The 15,790-nt window shown below is 67.4% G+C and carries 17 protein-coding genes; 11 read left to right on the forward strand and 6 right to left on the reverse strand.

The window, feature by feature from the left end; all coding sequences use genetic code 11:
- Window positions 1-8 precede the first annotated feature (8 nt).
- From QRN34_RS03995 to QRN34_RS04015, 5 genes are read left to right on the forward strand one after another with little or no spacing between them, the layout of a single operon-like run.
- Window positions 9-821 (forward strand): MalM family protein, encoded by an 813-nt coding sequence (locus QRN34_RS03995; protein WP_285402207.1) that lies wholly within the window; start codon window positions 9-11, stop codon window positions 819-821.
- A 7-nt stretch (window positions 822-828) separates the two neighbouring features.
- A complete protein-coding gene (locus QRN34_RS04000; RefSeq protein ID WP_285402209.1) occupies window positions 829-1,161 on the forward strand; it encodes a hypothetical protein in 333 nt (110 codons plus the stop codon).
- A gap of 28 nt (window positions 1,162-1,189) precedes the next feature.
- Window positions 1,190-1,978, forward strand: coding sequence for an SDR family oxidoreductase (locus tag QRN34_RS04005; RefSeq protein ID WP_285402212.1), 789 nt, complete (start codon window positions 1,190-1,192; stop codon window positions 1,976-1,978).
- Between the two features lie 8 nt (window positions 1,979-1,986).
- Window positions 1,987-3,438, forward strand: coding sequence for an aldehyde dehydrogenase (locus QRN34_RS04010; protein ID WP_285402214.1), 1,452 nt, complete (start codon window positions 1,987-1,989; stop codon window positions 3,436-3,438).
- A complete protein-coding gene (locus QRN34_RS04015) occupies window positions 3,428-3,850 on the forward strand; it encodes a RidA family protein (RefSeq protein WP_285402239.1) in 423 nt (140 codons plus the stop codon). The genes QRN34_RS04010 and QRN34_RS04015 overlap by 11 nt, the downstream gene beginning before the upstream one ends.
- On the opposite strand, the gene hutG is transcribed toward QRN34_RS04015, so the two are convergent.
- Both hutG and gorA read right to left on the reverse strand, forming a co-directional pair.
- Complete coding sequence (hutG, locus tag QRN34_RS04020; RefSeq protein WP_036143020.1) at window positions 3,843-4,622, reverse strand: N-formylglutamate deformylase; 780 nt, start codon at window positions 4,620-4,622, stop codon at window positions 3,843-3,845. The two genes, QRN34_RS04015 and hutG, sit on opposite strands and share 8 nt — an antisense overlap.
- Window positions 4,623-4,639: 17 nt before the next feature.
- Complete coding sequence (gene gorA, locus QRN34_RS04025) at window positions 4,640-6,001, reverse strand: glutathione-disulfide reductase (RefSeq protein WP_285402217.1); 1,362 nt, start codon at window positions 5,999-6,001, stop codon at window positions 4,640-4,642.
- Window positions 6,002-6,176: 175 nt separating this feature from the next.
- Between gorA and QRN34_RS04030 the strand changes: the two genes are divergently transcribed.
- A complete protein-coding gene (locus QRN34_RS04030) occupies window positions 6,177-6,740 on the forward strand; it encodes a C40 family peptidase (RefSeq protein WP_285402219.1) in 564 nt (187 codons plus the stop codon).
- Window positions 6,741-6,866: 126 nt separating this feature from the next.
- Window positions 6,867-7,319, forward strand: coding sequence for an organic hydroperoxide resistance protein (locus tag QRN34_RS04035; protein WP_285402221.1), 453 nt, complete (start codon window positions 6,867-6,869; stop codon window positions 7,317-7,319).
- A gap of 81 nt (window positions 7,320-7,400) precedes the next feature.
- Here the strand turns inward: QRN34_RS04035 and QRN34_RS04040 are convergent, their stop codons facing one another.
- Both QRN34_RS04040 and QRN34_RS04045 read right to left on the reverse strand, forming a co-directional pair.
- A complete protein-coding gene (locus tag QRN34_RS04040) occupies window positions 7,401-7,889 on the reverse strand; it encodes a peptidylprolyl isomerase (RefSeq protein WP_036144792.1) in 489 nt (162 codons plus the stop codon).
- Window positions 7,890-7,920: 31 nt separating this feature from the next.
- The gene (locus QRN34_RS04045) at window positions 7,921-9,177 is read right to left on the reverse strand and encodes an MFS transporter (RefSeq protein WP_285402224.1); all 1,257 of its coding nucleotides are present in this window, start codon (window positions 9,175-9,177) and stop codon (window positions 7,921-7,923) included.
- A 218-nt stretch (window positions 9,178-9,395) separates the two neighbouring features.
- Here QRN34_RS04045 and QRN34_RS04050 point away from each other — a divergent pair, with 218 nt between their 5' ends.
- From QRN34_RS04050 to QRN34_RS04060, 3 genes are all read left to right on the forward strand, one after another.
- A complete protein-coding gene (locus QRN34_RS04050; protein WP_285402226.1) occupies window positions 9,396-9,695 on the forward strand; it encodes an EF-hand domain-containing protein in 300 nt (99 codons plus the stop codon).
- Between the two features lie 55 nt (window positions 9,696-9,750).
- Entirely contained in the window at window positions 9,751-10,413 is a 663-nt protein-coding gene (locus QRN34_RS04055; protein ID WP_285402227.1) for a class I SAM-dependent methyltransferase, read from the forward strand.
- Window positions 10,414-10,642: 229 nt separating this feature from the next.
- Window positions 10,643-12,052, forward strand: coding sequence for a DEAD/DEAH box helicase (locus QRN34_RS04060; protein ID WP_285402229.1), 1,410 nt, complete (start codon window positions 10,643-10,645; stop codon window positions 12,050-12,052).
- A gap of 82 nt (window positions 12,053-12,134) precedes the next feature.
- On the opposite strand, the gene rimJ is transcribed toward QRN34_RS04060, so the two are convergent.
- Together rimJ and fghA are read right to left on the reverse strand one after the other, a co-directional pair.
- A complete protein-coding gene (gene rimJ, locus QRN34_RS04065) occupies window positions 12,135-12,689 on the reverse strand; it encodes a ribosomal protein S5-alanine N-acetyltransferase (RefSeq protein WP_285402231.1) in 555 nt (184 codons plus the stop codon).
- Window positions 12,686-13,534 (reverse strand): S-formylglutathione hydrolase, encoded by an 849-nt coding sequence (gene fghA / locus QRN34_RS04070; RefSeq protein ID WP_285402233.1) that lies wholly within the window; start codon window positions 13,532-13,534, stop codon window positions 12,686-12,688. Before fghA ends, rimJ begins: the two co-directional genes overlap by 4 nt.
- A gap of 148 nt (window positions 13,535-13,682) precedes the next feature.
- Between fghA and QRN34_RS04075 the strand changes: the two genes are divergently transcribed.
- Entirely contained in the window at window positions 13,683-15,572 is a 1,890-nt protein-coding gene (locus QRN34_RS04075) for a DEAD/DEAH box helicase (RefSeq protein WP_285402235.1), read from the forward strand.
- The last annotated feature ends 218 nt before the right edge of the window (window positions 15,573-15,790 follow it).

Raw genomic sequence — 15,790 nt, forward strand, 5'->3', positions numbered from 1 at the left:
AAAAAATCATGCCCCCACACGTCCTACGCCCCCTGCTGATCGCCGTGGCCATCCTCGGCCTCGGCGCCTGCCACACGATGAGCGCCATCGTGCCGCCCAACTTCCGGCCGCCGGAGAAGACCACGGCGGCCATCGATGCGGCGCGCAAGACGCTGGACGCGGCGACGCCCTGCTGCGGCAGCTTCGCCGACCTGTCCTACCAGGACATGCTTCCCTGGCAGCCGCAGCGGTTCGAACTGACCAAGGACAGCCCGGTCGCCAACCTCAATGGCGACCGCAGCTACTTCCTGGCGTTCCGCCTGCCCACCGGTGCCCAGCTGCCCTACACCATCGCCATGAAGTCGGAGCTCAACGGCCGCTGGCTGAGTTCCAGCTACCTGTTCGCGCCCACGGTGGTGCTGCTGGACGACGCCTTCCAGCCGCTGCACGCCGAGGACATCCAGCTGTGCGAATACATGGGCTGGACCAGCGAAACCACCGGTGCCTTCGGCAAGTTCAAGGTCGATGACGAGAAAGCCCGCTACATGGTGGTGTATTCGTCGGCCAAGCAGCAGAAAGACCAGACCTACTGGGAACAGTCACCCAGCAGCTTCTCGGCCGAGGCGCCGGTGAAGATGAGCTCGGCCGGCAGCTTCAAGATTCCGCACGGCCCCGATGGCGTGCTGTTCCTCGGCATGCAGAACGACACCTACAAGCGGGCGATCAACAACGCCGTCTGCTCCAAGGCGTCGCAGGGCAACGGCGTGATCTCCACCCTCCGCAGCGTGGTGACCACCGACCTGCTGGGCACCGACGCCAAGAAGAAAGACAAGGACAGCTGACCCCGCCATGCAGACCCCGGTGATCCTCTATCTCGCGCTCCTGCTGGGGGCCATTGCCTTCTTCGTGCTGCACTTCGTCGCGCAGTGGCGCTTCACGGCGATTCTCCGCGCACGCTATCCGGACCAGTGGAAAACCATCACCGAAGCGGACACCGGCCGGCCCAACGGCATGGCCAACTGGTTGCGCGTGCGCCGCGTGCTGCGCTCGGATGCACCGGCCCTTTTCAACGATGCCGACCTCAACCGCTGGCAGGCCTGGTGGCGCCGCGCGCCCTGGCTGGCCTGGCCGTGCTGGCTGGCGGCGATGGCGTTACAGTGGTGGGCCGCGAAACAACGCTGACGCTTGCCATTCCAACGAGGGAGTTCGCATGGATCTTCGCCTCACCGGTCGCCACGCCCTGGTCTGCGGCGCTTCGCAGGGCATAGGCCGCGCCACCGCCTTCGAACTGGCGGCACTCGGCGCAAGCGTCACCCTGCTCGCCCGCTCGGCGGACACCCTGGCGGCCCTGGCACGCGAACTGCCCGCCGGTCAGCCCGGGCAGGCCCACGAACCCATCGCCGTGGACATGCTCGATACCGATGCATTGGCCACCGCCGTGGCGCGCATCGTCGGCCTGCATGCCGTGCACGTGGTGGTGAACAACAGTGGCGGCCCGCCGCCGGGGCCGGCTGCCAGCGCCACACCCGACGATTTCCTCACCGCCTTCCGCCAGCACCTGCTGGCGGCGCAGGTGGTCACCCAGGCGTGTCTGCCCGGCATGCGTGCCGCGCGCTACGGGCGCGTGGTCAATGTCATTTCCACCTCGGTCAAGGAACCGATCCCCAACCTCGGCGTGTCCAATACGGTGCGCGCCGCCGTGGCGGGTTGGGCCAAGACCCTGTCGGCGGAGGTGGCGCACGACGGCATCACTGTCAACAACGTGCTGCCGGGGTATACGCGCACACCCCGCCTGGAGGCCCTGGTCGAAGCCAGCTGCAAGGCGGGCCGCAGCCGTGAGGATGTGGAACGCGGCCTGCTGGCCAGTGTCCCGGCGGCGCGCTTCGGCGATCCGGCCGAGGTGGCGGCGGTGATCGCCTTCCTGGCCAGCCCGGCGGCCGGCTACGTCAACGGGGTCAGCCTGAGCGTCGATGGCGGGCGCACCCGCAGCCTCAACTGACGGCACGCATGATCGTCCTGGCCAACTTCATCGACGGCGCACCGCGTGCACCCCACGGCGGGGCCTATCTCGATGTGGTCGATCCCGCCACGGGCAGCGTTTTCGCCAGCTGCCCGGACTCCGACGCCACCGACGTCGCCGCCGCGGTGGCTGCCGCCGGCCGCGCGGCACCGGGCTGGGCCACGACGCCGGCCGATGTCCGCGCTGCCTGCCTGTTCCGCCTGGCCGACCTGGTCCAGGCACGCATGGATACCTTCGCCACCGCGGAATCGCAGGACAGCGGCAAGCCCGTCGCGCTTGCCCGCTCGCTGGACATTCCCCGCGCCATCGCCAACCTGCGCTTCTTCGCCGCGGCCGCCACGCAGTGGAGCAGCGAGTCGCACGGCATGGCGCACGGCGCCATCAACTACACGCTGCGCCTGCCGCTGGGCGTGGTCGGCTGCATCAGCCCCTGGAACCTGCCGCTCTACCTGTTCACCTGGAAGATCGCCCCGGCGCTGGCCGCCGGCAACACTGTGGTGGCCAAGCCGTCGGAGGTGACGCCCTACACGGCGTGGCTGCTGGGCACGCTGGTCACGGAGGCGGGCTTTCCGCCGGGCGTGCTCAACATCGTGCAGGGCACGGGCGCCCGCGTGGGCGAAGCCATCGTCACGCACGATGCGGTCAAGGCGGTGTCCTTCACCGGCAGCACGCGCACGGGCACGGCGATCGCCACTGCCGCGGCGGCCCGGTTGAAAAAAACGTCGCTGGAACTGGGCGGCAAGAACGCCACGCTGGTGTTCGACGATTTCGACTTCAGCGACGCGGCCATGGCCACGCTGGTGCGTTCCGGGTTCGCCAACCAGGGCGAGATCTGCCTCTGCGGTTCGCGCCTGCTGGTGCAGCGGGGCATCTACGAACGTTTCCGTGCGGCCTACCTCGATCGCGTCCGGGCCCTGCGTGTCGGCGACCCCGCGGATGACACCAGCGACCTGGGCGCACTCGTCTCTCGCGCGCACTTCGACAAGGTCATGGCGTGCATCGAGCGCGCCCGGGCCGATGGCGGGCAGGTGCTGTGCGGCGGCCATCGCGTCGCTGTGCCCGGCCGCTGCGCCTCGGGCTGGTTCATCGCCCCCACCGTCATCGAAGGATTGCCTGCCGAAGCAGCCGCCAACCAGGAGGAGATCTTCGGCCCGGTGGTCACGCTGCTGCCGTTCGACACGGAAGACGAGGCGTTGGCGATCGCCAACGGCACGCCCTACGGCCTGGCCGCCTCGGTGTGGACCCACGACGTATCGCGCGCCCATCGTGTCGCCGCCAGGCTGGATGTCGGCATCGTCTGGGTGAACTGCTGGATGCTGCGCGACCTGCGCACGCCGTTCGGCGGCACCCGGCAATCCGGCATGGGACGCGAGGGCGGCGTGGAAGCCATGCGTTTTTTCACCGAGGCCAGGAATGTCTGCATCGACCATGGGCACTGAGGGCATCCATACCGCGAACGCACCGGAACCGGTGGGCGCCTACCCGCATGCACGGCGCGTGGGGCCACTCCTGTTCCTCTCCGGCATCGGCCCGCGCAGGCCTGCCGACAACAGCATCCCCGGCAACGTCGTGGATGCCGATGGACGGCTGCTTCGCTACGACATCGAAGCGCAGTGCCGACAGGTGTTCGCCAACGTGCGCGCCGTGCTCGAGGCCAGCGGTGCCCGCTTCGAGGATCTGGTGGACGTTACGGTGTACCTCACCCACATGGCCGACGACTTCGCCACGTACAACCGGCTGTACGCGGAAGCGTTCGCCGGCGTGGATGCCTGCCGGACCACCGTGGAGGTGACCGCGTTGCCCACGCCCATCGCCATCGAGCTCAAGTGCGTGGCGGCCGTGGTCAGCTGACGAGGCAGGCCTCGAGCATCCCGCCGATCAGCGTCTGCACGCCCGCGGCCTGGCGCGGCAGGTATTCGAACGAGTCTTCGTCCATGTAGTTGATCTGCGCCAGCTCCAGCTGGATCGCGTCGATGCCCTTGTCCGGACGCCCGTAGTGACGCGTGATATGGCCGCCCTTGAAGCGTCCGTTGACTGCAAAGGTGTACTCGTCCTGCGCCTGCAGCAGGTCGACCACGCGCTGCTGCAGCGCGGGCGAGCAACTGGCGCCATCCGCCGTGCCCAGGTTGAAATCCGGCAGGCGACCTTCGAACAGCATGGGCACCTGGCTGCGGATGGAGTGCCCTTCCCACAGCACCACGCGCCCGAACTGCTTGCGCAGCCGGGCGATCTCGTCGCCCAGGGCCTGGTGGTAAGGCTTCCACCAGCGGGTGACACGGTCCGCGATCTCCGCGGCATCCGGTTCCGCGCCCGGCCGGTAGATCGGGCTGCCGTCGAACATCACCAGCGGCGCCAGCCCGGTTTCGGCCTGGCCCGGGTAAAGGGCGTGCCCATCCGACGGACGGTTGAGGTCGACCACGTAGCGCGAGGCGAACGGCTTGATGATGCTCGCGCCCATGTTCCGGGCGAAGTCGTACAACTCGGCCACGTGCCAGTCCGTATCCACCGATCGTCGGGCGCGGCGTTTCATCCGCGCGCCGATGTCGTCGGGAATGGCGCTGCCGTTGTGCGGCAGGCTGATCAGGAGCGGCGCGTTGCCGCGATGCAGGGTGTACGGAATCATGGGGCCAGTGTAAACGCTCAACCGGGTACGCGGTCACCCATGGTCACCATCTCTTCCGCCGAGGTGGGATGGATGGCCAGGGTGGCGTCGAAGTCGTCCTTGGTCGCACCCATCTTGATCGCCACGGCAAAGCCCTGGAGGATTTCGTCGACACCCGGGCCGAGCATCTGCAGGCCGACGATGCGGGCGTCCTCGCCCACACAGATCAGCTTGAACCGCACCATCATCGGACGCTGCGCCAGCGCCAGCTGCATGGGCACGAACGACTGCTTGTACAGCTGCACGTCGTCGCCGTACGCCTCGCGGGCCTGCTGCTCGGACATGCCGATCGTGCCGAGCGGCGGGTGCGAGAACACCACGCTGGGCACGTTGCGGTAATCCAGCCGCGCGTTCGGTTTGCCGCCGAACAGGCGGTCGGCCAGCTTGCGCCCCGCCGAGACGGCCACCGGTGTCAGCGCCAGCCGCTGGGTCACGTCGCCCACCGCATACACGCCGGGCACGGACGTGTTCTGGAAGTCGTCGACCTCGATATGGCCCTGCCCGTCCGTATGCACGCCGATACGGTCGATGTCGAGCGAATGGGTATTCGCATGACGGCCGACGGCCCACACCAGCAGATCGTATGGCCCGGGGTGGTTGCCCCGGTCGCAGTCAAGCATCAGCACGCCGTCCTTTTCGTGCACCGCGTCGATCTGGCACGTGTAGTGGATGCCGATGCCATGCTTCTGCATCTCCTCGCCCAACTGGTAGGACATCTCCTCGTCGAAGTCGCTCATCAGGCGGCCGCGGACATACAGGTCCACCTCGCTGCCCAGGGCGCGAAGCACGCCGGCCAGTTCCACGGCGATGTAACCGCCGCCGACAATGGCCGTGCGCTTCGGGCTTTCCCGCAGGCGGAAGAAACCGTCCGACGTGACGCCGAGATCGAAGCCGGGCTTCTCCAGCGTGTTCGGCGTGGAGCCCGTGGCGATGACGATGTGCGGCGCGGTGAGCTCCCGCTCGCCGGCCAGGATGCGATCCGCAGCGAGAAACCGGCCGCGCTCGTGAACCAGGGTGACGTGCGCCTTGTCCAGCGACTGCCGGTAGCTGCCATGGATACGCTCGATGTAGGCGTTGCGCCGGTCGATGAAACGCGGCCAGTCCAGGCGGCCCGGTGTCTCGTGGAAGCCGTAATCCACCGCGATGTACTGCGCCTCGGCCATCTGCGCCGCGAACCACATCGCCTTCTTCGGCACGCAGCCGGCGTTGACGCAGGTGCCGCCGAGTTCCGCCGGCTCCACCAGCGCCACCCGGGCGCCGTGTTTCCCCGCCCGGATGGCCGTCGCAAGACCTCCCGAGCCGCCGCCGATGACGATGAGGTCGAAGGCTTCCACGGTCATGCGGCACTCCATCAGGTCAAAACCGGAGGCTAGCCAGCCACCAGTGAAGATCGCGAATGAGCGAGCCTGTCCGTGAGATAAATTCGTGCGGTTTAGCAGGTGTTCCGTGCAACCCCTTGATTTGTTAACCTCATGGCCGCCTATCCTTCCTGGGGAACGATCCGTGGTATCTGCCTTGCCCACCTCCTGTCGTCCGTGGCGCCTGTTCGGGCGGCTGACGCTAGCCGTGGGCATGAGCCTGATCGCCGCCTGCGGCAGCGCACCGCCCAAGCGATCGTCGTCGCAGCAACGCAATCCCGCAGCGGCCGTACCGCTGGCGAAGAACCTCGAGTGGTCGACCCGACCGGCAGATGCGCCTCCGGCCGATGCCGCCAACGATGTGCTGTTCCGTGCCATCGGCCTGGTCGGCACGCCCTACCGCTGGGGCGGCAACACCCCGCAGGGCGGCTTCGACTGCAGCGGGCTGATCAATTACATCTACCTGACGTCCACGGGGCTACGCTTGCCCCGCACCTCGCAGGAGATGGCCGCGCTGGACAAGCCCAAGGTCGACGAATCCAGCCTCGCCAGTGGCGACCTGGTCTTCTTCGGGCGCGGCCACGTGACCCATGTGGGCGTGTATGTCGGCAAGGGCCGCTTCGTGCATGCGCCCAACTCCGGCGGCACCGTGCGCCTGGACGACCTGGACGGTTCGTACTGGAAGCAGAATTTCGTCTACGGACGGCGCGTCCTCAACTGAACGAAACACAACGGACCCCCTATCGTCACGCCATTTGAATTGTGCACGATTTAATTGTGTGGTCTTATAAGCCTCGTGGTCGGCCTGCCCGGCCCTCCCTTCCCTGACACGTCAAAGGACAACGCCATGAGCAACCTCTCGAAAGTGCAGAAGATCGTCTACACCGCCCATGCCAAGGTCGCCGGCGGCCGCGAAGGCCATGTCGAAAGCGACGACGGCCTGATCAAGCTCGACCTGCGCCTGCCGAAGGAAATGGGCGGCAATGGCGGCGGCAGCAACCCCGAGCAGCTCTTCGCCGCTGGCTACGCCGCATGCTTCGAAGGCGCCGTGCGCTTCGTCGCTGGCCAGAAGAAGGTCAAGGTCGACAACGCCTCGGTGGCCAGCAGCGTCGGTATCGGTCCGCGTGAAGGCTCCGGCTTTGCCGTGCAGGTCAAGCTCGAGGTGACCCTGCCGGGCGTCGACGACGCCGTGGCCCAGGAGATCGTCAAGACCGCGCACGAAGATGTCTGCCCCTACTCGCACGCCACCCGCGGCAATGTCGACGTGGACGTGTCGGTCAACGGCAAGGCGCTGGCCTAAACATCAGCCCGGCCGCTCGATGGCCGGAAAACAAAACGGCGCCCCATGGGGCGCCGTTTTTTTATGCCTGTGCCCGGGGGCTCAGTGCTCGCCGTCACCCTTGGGATGGGCGTGGCCATGGGCGATTTCTTCCTCCGTCGCGTCGCGCACGGTCTGCACGTCGACATGGAAGGTCAGGCTCTTGCCGGCCATGGGGTGGTTGAGGTCGACATCGACCACGCTGGAGCCGATCTTCTGCACCACGACCACGCGGTTGCCGCCTTCCTTCAGCGACAGCACGGTGGAATCACCGACGGCCAGGCCCTTGCCCTGCTTCGGGAAATACTTCTTGGGCACGCGCTGGGTCATGCCTTCCTGGCGCGGACCGTAGCCGTTCTCGGGCGAGATCTCGATATCGAACGCGTCGCCTTCCGACTTGCCCTCGAGCCCGGCTTCCAGGCCCGGGATCAGCTGGCCATGGCCCAGCAGGATCCACAACGGCTCGCCGCCCTCGATCGAGCTTTCGACCTTCTCGCCGTCGACGGTCAGCGTGTAGTGGAACGAGATGACCTTGTCCTTGCCAGCCTGCATGTTGGTTTCTACCGGAGGAAAACGCGGCAGTTTACCGACCGGGACGGCCGTCGTCACGCGGCCCGACCTTGCCACCGAAGCCGACGCCCCGTGCCTCGGGGCCCAGCCAGGTCAGCAGGGCCAGCAGCACCGCCACCACGGCGATCCAGGTGGAAATGGCGAAGGCGAAGTCGCCGCCCCGCTGTCCCGCCAGCCAGGTCTGCGCGGTCGCGGTGATGGCGGCCAGCAGGTTGCCCATCTGGTAGGCGAAGCCGGGCAAGGTGCCGCGGACGGCATCGGGCGACAGTTCGTTGAGATGGGTGGGCACCACGCCCCAGGCACCCTGGACCATCACCTGGATAAGGAAGGCGCCCAGGCCCAGCAGCAGCAACGAGCCGCCATAGGTCCATAGCGGGATCACCGGGATCGCCAGTACCGCCGCGATGATGATCGCCCGCCGCCGGCCGATCCGCTCCGACAGCGAACCGAAGGTGAGGCCACCCACCAGGGCACCCAGGTTGAGCAGCGCGGTGAGCAGGAAGGCGGTGCCCGAGCCGGCGGGAATCTTCAGTGTCTCCTGCACGAACGTGGGGTACATGTCCTGCGAGCCGTGGCTGAACATGTTGAACGCCGCCATCAGCAGCATGAGGTAGATGAACAGCTTCCAGTGGCCGCGCATGGCGGCGAAGACGCCCTCGCGTGCCTGCGACCGGCGCCCCTCCCAGACCGGGGATTCGGGCACCTTGCGGCGGATATACAGAACAAGGAACGCTGGCAGCGCGCCCACGATGAACAGGCCACGCCAGCCGATGTGATCGACCAGCAGCCAGTTGACCAGCGCCGCGAGGAAAAATCCGCAGGGGTAGCCACTCTGCAACAGGCCCGAGACGAGGCCTCGCGAGCGCGCCGGGATGGACTCCATGGCCAGCGACGCGCCAATGCCCCACTCCCCGCCCATGGCGATGCCGAACAGGAAGCGCAGGCCCAGCAGGATGCCGAGGCTGGGCGCGAAGGCGCAGGCCACCTCCAGCACCGAGAACAGCACGATGTCGAACATCAGCACCGGGCGGCGACCGTAGCGGTCCGCGAGACGCCCGAAGACCAGCGCACCGATGGGCCGGGCCGCCAGCGTAAGGAACAGGCCGTAGGTGACCTCCTGCTTGGGCACGTTGAACTCGTGCGCCACGGCGAGGATGACGAAGGTCAGCAGGAAGTAGTCGAAGGCGTCCAGGGTCCAGCCGAGGAAACTGGCAAGCACCGTATGGCGCTGGGTGGCGTCCAGTTCGCGGAGCGCGGCGGGAAGTGGCATCAGAATTTCCTCAAGACTCCGGGGCGGCGCCGAGGCTAGCACAGCGCATCGGATCGACAGGCAGGCCGGCGCCCCGCCCGCTAGACTGGCCGCGATGACCTGGGTGCGAGGCGCGGGCCGGAGCCGATGGTTTACTGGTGAAGTACACGACCTGCACATGCGCCGGGGCATCGTCCACAGCCCGCATCGGTCTCGATGCACCATCGACGGAGGGATTCATGAAGCACTCGCGTTTCATCGTTTCGATCGGCCTGGTCACGGCCCTGGCCGCCAGCGCCGTTTCCGCGCACCCCGCAGCCGCACCGCAAGACGGCAACGACGCCCATGCGGCACCGGCCTTCAGCGACCTGGACAAGGACGGCAAGGGCTACATCACGCGCAAGGACATGCCCAAGGATGTCGAGGCCCTCAAGACCCTGCGCGCCCATATCCAGGAGGCCGACACCAACCATGACGGCAAGGTGGACAAGAGCGAGTACGAGGCCTACATGAGCAAGAGCCCGACGCCCCAGCACTAGCGCTTCCCGCCGGGCACCTCGCGTGCCCGGCGTCTTTTTCACGGACGGAGACGCCATGCACCCCGATACCCGGACACGCCGCCGCATCGCCTCGCGGTTCAGCCGCTACGGCGACCGCATCTACATCCACGGCAAGCTGGCCAGCGATCCGGTATACGCCGCCGCCGCGCAGGCGATTCGCGGCCGACCGCTACCCCTGCTGGATATCGGCTGCGGGCTGGGCCTGCTGGGGCACTACCTGCACGCGTGCGACGTGCTCGAGGGTTACGTCGGCATCGACCACGATCCGCGCAAGATCGCCATGGGGCGCGAGGCCGCGGAGCGCGCCGGGCTGACCGCGAGCATCGCGCTGCACGAGGCGGACGCCACGGCCACCCAGCCGCTGCGCGGGCACGTGGCCATGCTGGATGTGCTGCACTACCTGCCCCGGGATCGCCAGGTCGACCTGCTCGGCTTCGCGGTGGACCACCTGGCGGACGACGGCGTGCTGATCCTGCGCAACGTCATCCGCGACGGCACCTGGCGTTACCGGGCCACGGTGCTGGAAGAAAAGTTCATCCACGCGGTGGGCTGGATTCCCGGCGGGGCGCAGTATTTCCCGACAGAATCGGATATCCGCGACGTGCTGGAGCCGCGCGGCATCCGGGTCGACTTCCGCCCGCTGTTCGGCCGCACGCCCTACAACAGCTACCTGATGACGGCCTCCCGCCAGGGTTGACCCGCGCGACGCCCATTGTGCGTCGCAATAAGGTATACTCACCCGGTCGAGAAGCGCTCCGACTCCCTTGCGGACCCCCGGCGCGGAGTTTTCTCCCGCCCGTTCCCCCACCCCCGGAAGCGCGCTCGACACCGGCCAGCCTGCTGTCTTCGTCATGGTTAGCGGCCGCCAATCCATAACTCGTAGCGCGGTTCCAGGGAACGCTCGAGTCAAGCAGGAGCTCCACCCCATGTCTTTTGATTCGCTGGGCCTTGCGCCCGCGTTGCTGCGTGCCCTTTCCGAAGCCGGCTACGTAAAACCGACGCCGATCCAGGCCGCCGCCATCCCGCAGGTCATCGCCGGCCACGACCTCATGGCCGCCGCGCAGACCGGCACCGGCAAGACCGCCGCGTTCGCCCTTCCCTTGCTGCAGCGCATCGCCAACGAAGTGCGCGGCGAGAAGGCGCGCCCCATCCGCGCGCTGATCCTCACCCCTACCCGTGAGCTGGCCGCCCAGGTGCAGGACAACCTGCGCGACTACGGCAAGTACCTGCCCCTTTCCAGCACCGTCATCTTCGGCGGCGTCGGCATGGGCAACCAGCTGCACGCGCTGCGTCGCGGCGTCGATATCGTGGTGGCCACGCCGGGTCGCCTGCTCGACCACATGCAGCAGCGCTCGGTGAACCTGTCCAAGGTCGACGTGCTGGTGCTGGACGAGGCCGACCGCATGCTCGACATGGGCTTCCTGCCCGCGTTGAAGCGCATCCTGGCCGCCGTGCCGAAGGAGCGCCAGACGCTGCTGTTCTCGGCCACGTTCGCGCCCGAGATCAAGGCCCTGGCCCAGCAGTTCATGCGCAACCCGCGCGAGATCTCCACCGAGCCGGCCAACACGGTCGCCAACACCGTGACGCACCGCGTGCATCCGGTGGACGCCGCCAAGAAGCGCGACCTCCTGCTGCACATCCTGTCGCAGGACAGCCGCCGCCAGACCCTGGTGTTCAGCCGCACCAAGCACGGCGCCGACAAGCTCGTGCGCCACCTGGAGCAGTCGGGCATCAAGTCGGCAGCCATCCACGGCAACAAGAGCCAGAACGCCCGCACGCGCGCCCTGTCCGACTTCAAGACCAACCGCATCACCGTGCTGGTCGCCACGGACATCGCCGCACGCGGTATCGACATCGACCAGCTGCCGGTGGTGATCAACTTCGACCTGCCCATGGTCGCGGAAGACTACGTGCACCGCATCGGCCGTACCGGCCGCGCCGGCTCCACGGGTGAGGCCATTTCGCTGGTCAGCCATGACGAATCCGGCCTGCTGCGCGACATCGGCCGCCTGCTCAAGTCCGACCTGGAAATCGTCAACGTGGCCGGTTACGAGCCCAGCACCCCGCTGCGCCTGGATGCCGGTGCACCGCGTCCGAAGCAGGGTGGCGGCCAGCAGCGCCAGCCGCGCGCACCGGGTTCCGGTGGCGGTGGCCAGGGTCGTACGGCAGCCGGCAACGGCCAGTCGCGCCAGGGCGCCGGTGGCGGCAACGGTGGCGGTCGCCCGGCGTCGCATCGTCCGCATGGGCACTCGGCGGCCGGTACCGGTGAAAACACCGGCAACCACAAGCGTCGTCGCCAGGGTCGCGGTGGCCGTCCGGCCAGCAGCAACGCGTAAGCATCGCTGCCACGCTCCGGCGTGATCGATGGGCCGCACGGACACCTCGTCCGTGCGGCCCATCGCGTTTTCGGGGATGTCGTCAGCCCTGGCTACGTATCCTGGCGGTGAGGACATGGTCTTCCCACACGCCGTCGATCTTCAGGTAACGCCGCGCGTAGCCTTCCTTTTCGAAGCCCAACCGCGCCAGCAGGCGACCACTGCGCTCGTTGCGCGGCATGTGGTTGGCCATGATGCGATGGAAGTCCAGAGGGCCGAACCCGTAGCGGACCGCCGCATCCAGCGCTTCGAACATCAGCCCCTGCCCCTCGTATTTCCGCGCGATGCCGTAACCTAGATGACAGGCCTGGAACACGCCACGCACCACATTGGCGAAGGTGAAGCTGCCGATCATGTCGGACGCATCCGGCGTGAGTATCGCGAACGGGTACCCGCGATCGGCGCGCGCCGCTTCCCCACCGGCGTCGATAGCAGCGCGGCACGCGTCCATCGTGTAATGCGCGTCGCTGCGCAACGGTTCCCACGGCGCGAGGTGTTCGCGATTTTCCGCGCGATAGGTGCGCAATAACGCCGCATCCTCCACGTCGAGCAATCGGATCACCGTGCGCGAGGTGCGCATACGGATCGGCTCGTTCATGCGGACAAGGCTTTCGCATGGTGGCGCAGGTGATCCTCGACGAAGCTCTGGATGAAGTAATAGCTGTGGTCGTAACCGGGGTGCATACGCAGTTCGAGCTTCTGGCCCGCGTCCTCGCACGCGGCTTCGAAGCGCTGCGGCTGCAACTGGCCGACCAGGAAACCATCGGCCTCGCCCTGGTCGATCAGTATCCGACCGTCGAAGCGCGCGCCTGCGGTCACGAGCGCCGTGGCGTCGTACTTCGCCCAGGCCTTGCGATCGTTGCCCAGGTAGCGCGGAAAGGCCTTTTCGCCCCACGGCACACTGGCCGGCGCGACGATGGGCGCGAACGCGGACACCGAGCGATAGCGCCCGGGATTGCGCAACGCCACGGTCAGTGCGCCGTGTCCGCCCATCGAATGGCCGAAGATGCCCTGACGGCCCATGTCCAGGGCGAACCGCTCCGCAAGCACGCGCGGCAACTCATCCACCACGTAGGTATACATGCGGAAGCGCGAAGCCCACGGCTGTTCGGTAGCGTCGAGATAGAAACCCGCGCCTTCGCCGAATTCCCAGTCGCCGGTGGCACCGGGCAACTCCGTCTCACGCGGGCTGGTATCGGGCATGACCAGCGCGATGCCCAGTTCCGCAGCCATGCGCTGCGCACCGGCCTTGGTGGTAAACGTTTCCGCCGTGCAGGTCAGGCCCGCAAGAAAGTACAGGACCGGCACCGGCCCGTGTTCGGCCGCGGGAGGCAGGTAAACGGCGAAGCGCATGGGCCCGCCGCATGCGTCCGAACCATGGGAATAGAAGCCCTGGACGCCACCGAAGCATCGCTGTTCGGACACCGTTTCGACTGCCGACATGCCCTTCTCCTATCTGAAAGCTGACCGGGAAGTGTAACGCTGGCGTGACAAGTGGCCACACACCACAACGAACAGCGTCCATCGCTGCTACAATAACGCTACTGCCGGCGCGCGAATGTCGCCGTCGCGCCCCCTCTTCGAGGTCGCCATGTCATCCCCCGAAACAGACAACGCTCCGGCCCTGCCCGGTTTCAGCGCGCTCGCTCTCGACGCTAACGTCGTGCGCGCGCTGACCGAGGTAGGTTACGAGACCCCCTCTCCCATCCAGGCTGCCACCATCCCGGCCCTGCTCGAAGGCCGTGACGTCATCGGCCAGGCACAGACCGGTACCGGCAAGACGGCCGCGTTCGCGCTGCCCGTGCTGTCGCGCCTGGACCTGCGCGCCGGCAACAAGCCGCAGGCGCTGGTGCTCGCCCCCACGCGCGAGTTGGCCATCCAGGTGGCCGAGGCGTTCCAGAAGTACGCTACGTACCTGCCCGGTTTCCAGGTGCTGCCGATCTACGGCGGCCAGAGCTACGGTCCGCAGCTGCAGGGCCTGAAGCGCGGCGCCCAGGTCCTGGTCGGTACGCCGGGTCGCGTCATCGACCACCTCGACAAGGGCACGCTGGATCTTTCCGCGCTGCGCTTCCTGGTGCTGGACGAAGCCGACGAAATGCTCCGCATGGGCTTCATCGACGATGTCGAGAAACTGCTGCAGGCCACGCCGGAAGGTCGCCAGGTCGCCCTGTTCTCCGCGACCATGCCGGCGCCCATCCGCCGCATCGCGCAGACCTACCTGAAAGACCCGGTCGAAGTCACGATCAAGAACAAGACCACCACCGCGGCCAACATCCGCCAGCGCTACTGGTGGGTCAGCGGCGTGCACAAGCTGGATGCGCTCACCCGCATCCTCGAGGCCGAGAGCTTCGACGCCATGATCGTCTTCGCCCGCACCAAGTCGGCGACGGAAGAACTCGCGAGCAAGCTGCAGGCGCGCGGTTTCGCCGCCGCGGCGATCAACGGTGACATCGCGCAGGCCCAGCGTGAGCGCGTGATCGACCAGCTGAAGACCGGCAAGCTCGACATCCTCATCGCCACCGACGTCGCCGCGCGCGGCCTCGATGTCGAACGGATCAGCCACGTGCTGAACTACGACATCCCGCACGACACCGAGTCGTACGTGCACCGCATCGGCCGCACCGGTCGTGCCGGTCGCAGCGGCGAAGCGATCCTGTTCGTCACCCCGCGCGAGAAGAACCTGCTCCGCCAGATCGAGCGCGCAACGCGCCAGCCGATCGAGCAGATGCAGCTGCCGACCATCGAGGCGGTGAACGACACGCGCGTCAACAAGTTCAACCAGAAGATCTCCGACACGCTGGCCACGGGCGACCTCGGCTTCTTCCAGCAGATGGTCGAGAAGTTCGAGCAGGAGCACAACGTGCCGGCGATCGAAATCGCCGCCGCGCTGGCCAAGATCGCCCAGGGCGACCAGCCACTGCTGCTCGAGCCGCCGGCCAAGCGCGAGTACACCGAGCGCCCGCCGCGTGATTTCGATCGCGAGCGTCCGCAGCGAGACTTCGACCGCGATCGCGGTCCGCGTGAAGGTGGCGGCGGTGACTTCAGCGACCGGCGCCCGGTCCGCGAGGGCATGCGCCAGCCGCGTCCGCACACCACGGAAGCGGGCAAGCGCACGTACCGCATCGAAGTGGGCCACGAGCACGGCGTGAAGCCCGGCAACATCGTCGGCGCCATCGCCAACGAGGGCGGCGTGGAAGCGAAGTTCATCGGCCGCGTCAGCATCCGCGACGATTACAGCCTGATCGACCTGCCGGACGGCATGCCCGCTGAGACCTTCACCCACCTGAAGAAGGTTTGGGTCGCGCAGCAGCAGCTGAAGATCGCCGAGTGGGACGGCAAGGAATCGCCGCAGAGCGGCAACGGTGGCGCCGGTGCCGGTGGCCCGGGCGGCGCATCGCGTCCGCCGTCGCGCGGCAACTTCCGTCCCTCGGGCAACCGCCCGAGCGGTGGCAAGCCGCCACGCAAGAAACGCGATTCCTGATCGATGTAAAGAGGCCCCGGAAACGGGGCCTTTTTTTGTTGCGGGTTTCTGTGTGGGCTCGCCTTCGGCATCGCGTTTGGCTTTGGGGCCTTGGCGTTTTGGGGCAAGAGCCGGCGGGTAGCCCCCTCGGGGCCACGCCTGCGGCTACCGGCCCCGAGGGGGGCTACCCGCCGGCTCTTTCCAAGACTGAGGTGGGTTGTGACGCGAGCGGTCGCAGA

Source organism: Luteibacter sp. ME-Dv--P-043b (assembly GCF_030209605.1).
Classification (GTDB): domain Bacteria; phylum Pseudomonadota; class Gammaproteobacteria; order Xanthomonadales; family Rhodanobacteraceae; genus Luteibacter.